The 6268-nt window shown below is 52.2% G+C and carries 8 protein-coding genes and 1 pseudogene; 2 read left to right on the top strand and 7 right to left on the bottom strand.

Features of this window, described 5'->3' with window-relative positions; translation table 11 throughout:
- Window positions 1-263 (bottom strand): annotated as a pseudogene (locus AC128V_RS06175) (hypothetical protein); the annotation flags it as partial.
- Window positions 264-330: 67 nt separating this feature from the next.
- Here AC128V_RS06175 and AC128V_RS06180 point away from each other — a divergent pair.
- Window positions 331-969, top strand: a complete 639-nt coding sequence (locus AC128V_RS06180) for a DedA family protein (protein WP_482763803.1) — start codon at window positions 331-333, stop codon at window positions 967-969.
- On the opposite strand, the gene AC128V_RS06185 is transcribed toward AC128V_RS06180, so the two are convergent.
- Together AC128V_RS06185 and AC128V_RS06190 are read right to left on the bottom strand one after the other, a co-directional pair.
- Window positions 966-1550 carry a nucleoside/nucleotide kinase family protein gene (locus AC128V_RS06185; protein ID WP_482763804.1) on the bottom strand — a complete coding sequence of 195 codons (585 nt, stop codon included), beginning with the start codon at window positions 1548-1550 and terminating at the stop codon, window positions 966-968. The two genes, AC128V_RS06180 and AC128V_RS06185, sit on opposite strands and share 4 nt — an antisense overlap.
- 9 nt (window positions 1551-1559) lie before the next feature.
- Window positions 1560-2156: a winged helix-turn-helix domain-containing protein gene (locus AC128V_RS06190; protein ID WP_482763805.1), complete on the bottom strand. Its 597-nt coding sequence runs from the start codon at window positions 2154-2156 to the stop codon at window positions 1560-1562.
- A 312-nt stretch (window positions 2157-2468) separates the two neighbouring features.
- Here AC128V_RS06190 and AC128V_RS06195 point away from each other — a divergent pair, with 312 nt between their 5' ends.
- Window positions 2469-3275, top strand: a complete 807-nt coding sequence (locus tag AC128V_RS06195) for an SGNH/GDSL hydrolase family protein (protein ID WP_482763806.1) — start codon at window positions 2469-2471, stop codon at window positions 3273-3275.
- Here AC128V_RS06195 and AC128V_RS06200 read toward each other — a convergent pair.
- From AC128V_RS06200 to AC128V_RS06215, 4 genes are all read right to left on the bottom strand, one after another.
- Complete coding sequence (locus AC128V_RS06200; RefSeq protein ID WP_482763807.1) at window positions 3265-3900, bottom strand: DedA family protein; 636 nt, start codon at window positions 3898-3900, stop codon at window positions 3265-3267. The genes AC128V_RS06195 and AC128V_RS06200 overlap by 11 nt on opposite strands.
- Window positions 3887-5035, bottom strand: a complete 1149-nt coding sequence (locus AC128V_RS06205; protein WP_482763808.1) for a glycosyltransferase family 4 protein — start codon at window positions 5033-5035, stop codon at window positions 3887-3889. The genes AC128V_RS06200 and AC128V_RS06205 overlap by 14 nt, the downstream gene beginning before the upstream one ends.
- Before the next feature lie 63 nt (window positions 5036-5098).
- Window positions 5099-5515, bottom strand: coding sequence for an arsenate reductase ArsC (locus AC128V_RS06210; protein WP_482763809.1), 417 nt, complete (start codon window positions 5513-5515; stop codon window positions 5099-5101).
- A 4-nt stretch (window positions 5516-5519) separates the two neighbouring features.
- Entirely contained in the window at window positions 5520-6188 is a 669-nt protein-coding gene (locus AC128V_RS06215) for an aquaporin (protein ID WP_482763810.1), read from the bottom strand.
- Between the last annotated feature and the right edge of the window lie 80 nt (window positions 6189-6268).

Genomic DNA, 6268 nt, shown 5'->3' on the forward strand with positions numbered 1-6268 from the left:
TCGGCATCGTTCAGCGCAAGCTGTGGGCGACCAGAGAAGGTGTTGTCGATCTTTGCGGAAACCGCGGAAAGTGCTAGGTAAGGATTTGTGCCCTCAAGGTACTGCACACCAGTTAGTGGCGCGGTTAGGTAAACCGGCTCCGGAGCCGGCTCCTCGGTTGGGGTTTGTGAGGCACTGGGGCTTACCTCAGGGCTTGCTGAGCAGCCGGTTAGCACTAGAGCACTAAGCAAAAACAGGGCGGAGATTTTCTTACCGATACGCATTCCCCCAAGTTTACTCAGCCAATTTGGCTCGATTAGGCCATTGCGGCAAGGCGGGTAAACTTGTGGGGTGAATCTAATCAATCTTCGAACCTCTGTTACCGACGATATCGTTGGTTGGTTCGATGTAATTGGTCCGGTGCTTTTCTACCTTGCGGTATTCGGTCTGGTTTTTGCTGGAACCGGATTGTTTGTAGGTGCATTCATCCCTTTCATTACCGGTGACTCATTGGTCTTCGCAGCCGGACTTATTGCCGCTGCTCATTCAGACTCGATAAACATTTATGTGATGGCTATCGGTGTTGGTATTGCAGCTTGGCTTGGCGATCAGGTTGGCTACACCCTCGGTCGTCACTTTGGTAGGCCCTACCTAGATAAGCGAAAAGGTAGCTGGCTCAAAAAGGCGATTTCTCGCTCCGAGCAGTTTTACCAAAGCTACGGCTGGTGGTCGGTGGTGGTTGCCCGCTTTATCCCATGGGCCCGAGTCATCATTCCTGCGTTAGCAGGAATTGGAAAAATGAATTACTACAAGTTCTTCAGCGCAAACTTTGTTGGTGCGGTGATCTGGGGAACTGGCCTAACGGTTGCCGGCTACTTCACCTACTCGATTGAGTGGGTTAGATCTTTTGTTTACATCATCGCTTTGGTTGTGATTGGCCTTAGCGTCATCGCCGGTGTTCGAACCTGGCGCTTAAACCGCAACAGTTAGTTTTCAACTACCAGATCAGCAAGCGATTTGGATTTTTCCTGCTGATAAAACTCATCTTCCTGAGCTGCCCAGATATGCCAATAGTCATTGAACTTTTCGCCATCGCGCTCAATCCAGCGAGCATGACGAAGCTCTTTTGGTGCTTCAATCCAAACCCGTAAGTGGGCCAATTCACTGGAGACTCGAGACAGAGCACCGCAACCCTCAACAATCAGCGGGGTGCCCCCGGCGAATTCACGCCAGCCGTTACCAGGTTCATCGACTCTTCCGCGCTCAGCTTTTTGCCAATCCCACAATTGCCAGTGGGCGGTTTTACCCGCACTTAGAGGCTGCAGGATCTGCTGGTTTAGGTAAAAGGCACCGAGCTGCAAGCCCTCCCAGCCCGGATAAAGATCATCCATGTGGATAAGCCGAGGGGCCTGCTCGAGTTCTTTGAACAGCACGTTTTTCAATTCGGCAGCCAGGCTGGATTTACCGCTGGCTGCCCGACCGTCGATCAAAATGATTGGCGTTGGATTTTTATCCACCAGGCTAACTACCTGCTTGGTTATGGCAGTGACCGCCTGGTGGAAATCTCGCATTAGCTCAGTCTAGAGCTGTTCGATAAGCACATCTGGGTGCCTATCGAAGCGGTAGCCCTGACCCCTCGCGGTGCGAACAACGTCCTCATAGCCGGCAATCTTGCCGCGCAATCTACGAACGTGAACGTCAATGGTTCGAGCGTTAGGAGTCGCTTCTCCGCAACGCTCTGAAATCCCTGCGATTTCCTGGCGAGAAACTGTCCTGCCGGTGTTCTCGATCAGGAAGGCAAACAATTCGAATTCTTTGCAAGTCAGGTTTGCGTTCTGGCCATCAATAAATAGCCGACGACGGGTTAGGTCAACCACCAAACCCTTGGCGGCCTTTACCTCGTCCGATTTGCCCGCCTTGATCGAAGTCGCCTTTGGCTCCTTGAGTGCAATGCGGGTGATGTCTAGGTTGCGACCGGTTGCGGCAATTGGGGCAATAGCCAAAGTTGCATAGGTTTCGCTTGCCCTCGCTGGCAATAGCTCTGCAATGGTTTGGCGCAGCTTGCTGGCGATCTCGGCAAGCGAGACTCCGGCTGCCTGGGCCTCTGATTCTGAGATTCCTACGTAGAGCGCGAAGCCCTTGGCTTCGGTTGCCTGGTTGGTTAGTAGCTGAGTCATTTGTCTAATCCTTCGTCGATGTGTGTGCGATTTTGAATGCACGAATCACGTGCGTTTGTTGGGGTGCTGGTGCCGAAGGGGAATCGAAATAGCTGTTTCGATTAGCGGCACGAAAGCATGCACATGCACATCGAGCAGCACATCATTGCGTTGGTGGTAACCAACGCGCTGGAAGAGGCTCGAGTAGACATTAGAAGAATTTTGCATGCTTACGCTGTGTTTGTCAACTTGAGCCAGCTAATTCACCAATCCGAATCGAACACGTCACCTTTGGTTTGCCTTTTGTTCGATTAGCCATCATTTGATGAACTCGTGATTGGAAAGCCTTACCGCTCATACGTTGCAATCGGAGACTCGCTCTCCGAGGGACTTGGTGACTTCACCTTCAAAAACTCTCGTCACTACAACGGCTGGACCGACCGATTGGCGGGCCTACTAGCTCAAGAAGCTGGCGACTCAGGTTACGAGTTTCAATACGCAAATCTTGCCCTAAGAGGGGCAAAGCTTCAGAAGATTATTCAGGGTCAGTTACCACAAGCGCTCTACCTGCAGCCGGACCTGGTCACCGTGATGGCAGGCTCGAATGACATCATGACCCGCCCGAGTTCATTGCCACAGCTACGCGATAGCCTGCGCGATGGGGTCCACCAGCTGCTAGCAGCCGGTTGCGATGTTATGTTGGCGAATACCATCAACCCAATCCACCTGAAGCTTTTCAAGCCGATGAGGCAAAGGGCGGAGCTCTTTTCAACCCTGATCGAGACCGTTGCAGATGAATTTGAAATTCCGATGCTCGATGTCTTTGGTATTCAAGACTTTGAGAACCTGGCCTACTGGGCCGAGGACATGGTTCACTTCTCTGGCCCGGGACACATCCGAGTCGCCAATGATGCGGCTGAGCTCTTAAATCTAAACTACCGTTTCGTGAATCCAGAGCTCACGGCTGTTTCCAGGGGGCTTGTGGAAACCGCTAGGTGGGTCACAAGAGACGTACTGCCATTTTTTGACCGCAAGCTCAAAGGTGTTACATCCGGAGATGGGATGCAGCCTAAACACAGTGCTCTCAGCCCATATAGCCCAAGGGTAAATCATCCAAACTGGGAAATGATTAACCGTTAGCCCGCTTTGATTTGAGACCCTTTGAGATTCGATCTCTCAAGAGCTCAACAGGCAAAAGTAGTGACGTGAAGATGATGATCAAGATAACCGTGGTCTCTAGGTTTTCCTTGACGTAGGGAATCTGCCCCAGCCAATAACCAGCGAGCATGAAAACACCCACCCAGACGGTTGCACCAATCAGGTTTAGCTGGGTAAAGCGCTTGATATCCATCCGAGAGATACCAGCCAACATTGGGATCAAGGCTCTAAGGATTGGCACAAATCTAGCTAGCACCACGGCACGAGCGCCGTATTTCTCGAAGAACTCGTGGGTGCGGGCCAGCACCTTCTCGTTGAGAATGAAATTGCGGTTTTGCTCAAATAACGGTGGGCCGATTTTATAGCCGACCCAATAACCGACCTGGGTGCCGATAAAGGCGGCCAGCCAAATCAAGATGAAACCGAGCCAGTCCGGAAGCCAAGAGGTGCTGGTCGCAAGCGCTAGTCCGGTCAGGAACAACAGCGAATCACCTGGCAGGAACGAGGTGAAGATAAAAGCGGTTTCCAAAAAGATGATCAGGGTGACGGCTAAAGCCACATAGTCGCCAAAGGCGTTAATTATTTGTTGGGCGTCAAGCCAGTTCAATTCGCTCCAGTCTTAGCGCGCCAGAAGCAGTCAGGGCGTCTTGGTAGTACTGCAAGAGTTTAGCGTTGTTGGCGGCCCACGAACGACCCTCAACGCTTCTTGCTGCCCCCAAGGCAATCTCCTGACGAAGCTCCTCGCTCGCCAAGAGCTGAGCAACCAAGTTTCGGTATCCGTTTGGCACAAATGGATCAGCCAACAAGCCAGATTTCATGTGATCAATAAGGTGTCTCGGACCACCCATGTTTGGCGCTACCACCGCAAGTCCAGTTGCCTGAGCCTCCTGGATGGTCTGCCCAAACGTTTCCTCGGTTCCAAAGTGAACAAAGATGTCCATCGCCGCAAAGGTTCTCGCAAGTTCCAAACCACTTAGTGCTCCGGTGAAGAGCACCGGCTTGCCCTTGAACTGTTCTTCCAACTTCGCACGCTCTGGGCCATCACCCACGATCACAAAACTGGTGTCTGGCAGATCCATAAGTTCAATCATTCGATTGACCTGCTTCTCCGCGGCCAACCTCCCCACAAAGCCAATTACCCTGTGGTGAGGTGGTGCGATGCGAGACCTAATCATCTGGGTCTCGGCATCGCCCACATTCTTAGGGCTGAAGAGATCGAGATCGACCCCACGCCCCCAAACTTCTACTTTGCCGCCGCCTATTTGACGTAAGTACTCGGCGGTCTCTTTGGTTGGGGCCAAATTCAAGGTCGCACCAAAGTGAATACCGCCAACGATCTTCTCCAGAATTGGCTTGGCAAAAGCTAGGTTGTAGCGCTCTAAGTAACCTGCAACATCGGTTTGATAGATCGCGACAGTTGGCACATTGTTCTTCTGTCCCCAGGCAATTGCTTGAGCGCCAATCATGAATGGGGCTGCCACGTGAATCACATCCGGCGCAAAATCCTCAAGTAGCTTTGAGATCCCAGGTCCTGGCATCGCAACCGGAAACTGCAGCACCGAAATTGCGGATGTGGTGTGAACGTCAAAACCGAGGTGTTTAGGAGATTGAGAAGAGGGTGCGATAACCATAGCCTCGATCTCGTGCTGCTTTAGCGTCTCTAGGACTCTGACAACAGAGTTGGTGACGCCATTAATCTGAGGCAAAAATGACTCGGTGACAATGGCGACGCGCTTTAGCATGGGGCGAAAGTAACGCCCCAAGCTTTCAGCTACCTGTTCACAAGGTAAATGTCGCTTGAACGGCTAGTTACCAAATTTGGTATCGATCTGAGAAATCAGATCCTCCACCATGCCGCGGATCTGATCGCGAATTGGTCGTACGAAATCGACGCCCTGACCCGCTGGGTCATCAAGCTTCCAGTCCAGGTAGGTCTTGCCCGGGTAAAACGGACACTTGTCGCCGCAGCCCATGGTGATCACGTAGTCGGATGCCAAAACAGCCTCGTCGGTCAGAATCTTTGGGGTGTTGCCAGAGATGTCGATGCCTTCTTCAAGCATTGCCTCAACCACCGCAGGGTTCACGGTGTCGGCAGGAGCAGTGCCAGAAGAGCGAACCTCGACTCGGTCACCAGCTAGGTGCTGAAGGTAGGAGGCAGCCATCTGGCTGCGACCTGCGTTGTGGACGCAAACAAACATCACTGAGGCAATTGGAGTGGACATGTTTCTACCCTTCGGTCTTTGATTTGAAAAGTGTTGCTGCACCAAGAGCTAATAGCGCTCCGAGCACTTGAGTAACTAGGAACATTGGAACCGACTCCCAGGCAATTGAGCTACCGGCATCGGAGAAGATTCGACCGATTGTCACCGCTGGGTTGGCAAAAGAAGATGAAGCGGTGAAGAAGTAACCTGCCAAGATCCAAAGTGGGACCGCGACTGGAATCAAGCTGTTCTTGCCCTGCTGGCTCAGCAGCAGAATCACAAGTACCAAGCCAAAGCTTGCAACTACCTCTGCGATGTGAATACCGAGGCCAGATCGGATGTTTTGGCTTTGGGTGAAGACCGCTTCGCCAAACATCAGATTCGCCAGCAGGGCGCCGGAAATTGCCCCTGCAATTTGAGCGACGACATAACCTGCGGCGTCAGCGCTTGCGATTTCCTTGCGAAGCCAAAAAACCATTGTTACCACTGGGTTGAAGTGCGATCCAGAAACTGAGGCAAAAAGTGAGATGAGAACAAAGAGCACACCCGCGGTGGCCACTGCATTCATCACTAGGTCAATGGGTGGGACTGCTGCCAACTGTGCTGCCATGTGGCCGGCTCCAATAACCACCGCAACAATGCCTGCGGTGCCAATGAACTCGGCCGACAAGCGTTGCCCTAACGTAAACTTCACTTAGACACCTATCTATTTAGCCGACTGGTTGAGATTATAGATAAGTATCTATACAGACAGGTTAACACGTGGTTACGAGA

It is taken from the genome of Aquiluna sp. (assembly GCF_965064355.1).

Excerpts from the sequence above, each read along its gene's own strand:
- AC128V_RS06185 (WP_482763804.1), bottom strand. The coding sequence starts at position 1,550 with ATGCGAGATTTCCACCAGGCGGTCACTGCCATAACCAAGCAGGTAGTT.
- AC128V_RS06190 (WP_482763805.1), bottom strand. The coding sequence starts at position 2,156 with ATGACTCAGCTACTAACCAACCAGGCAACCGAAGCCAAGGGCTTCGCG.
- AC128V_RS06205 (WP_482763808.1), bottom strand. The coding sequence starts at position 5,035 with ATGCTAAAGCGCGTCGCCATTGTCACCGAGTCATTTTTGCCTCAGATT.
- AC128V_RS06210 (WP_482763809.1), bottom strand. The coding sequence starts at position 5,515 with ATGTCCACTCCAATTGCCTCAGTGATGTTTGTTTGCGTCCACAACGCA.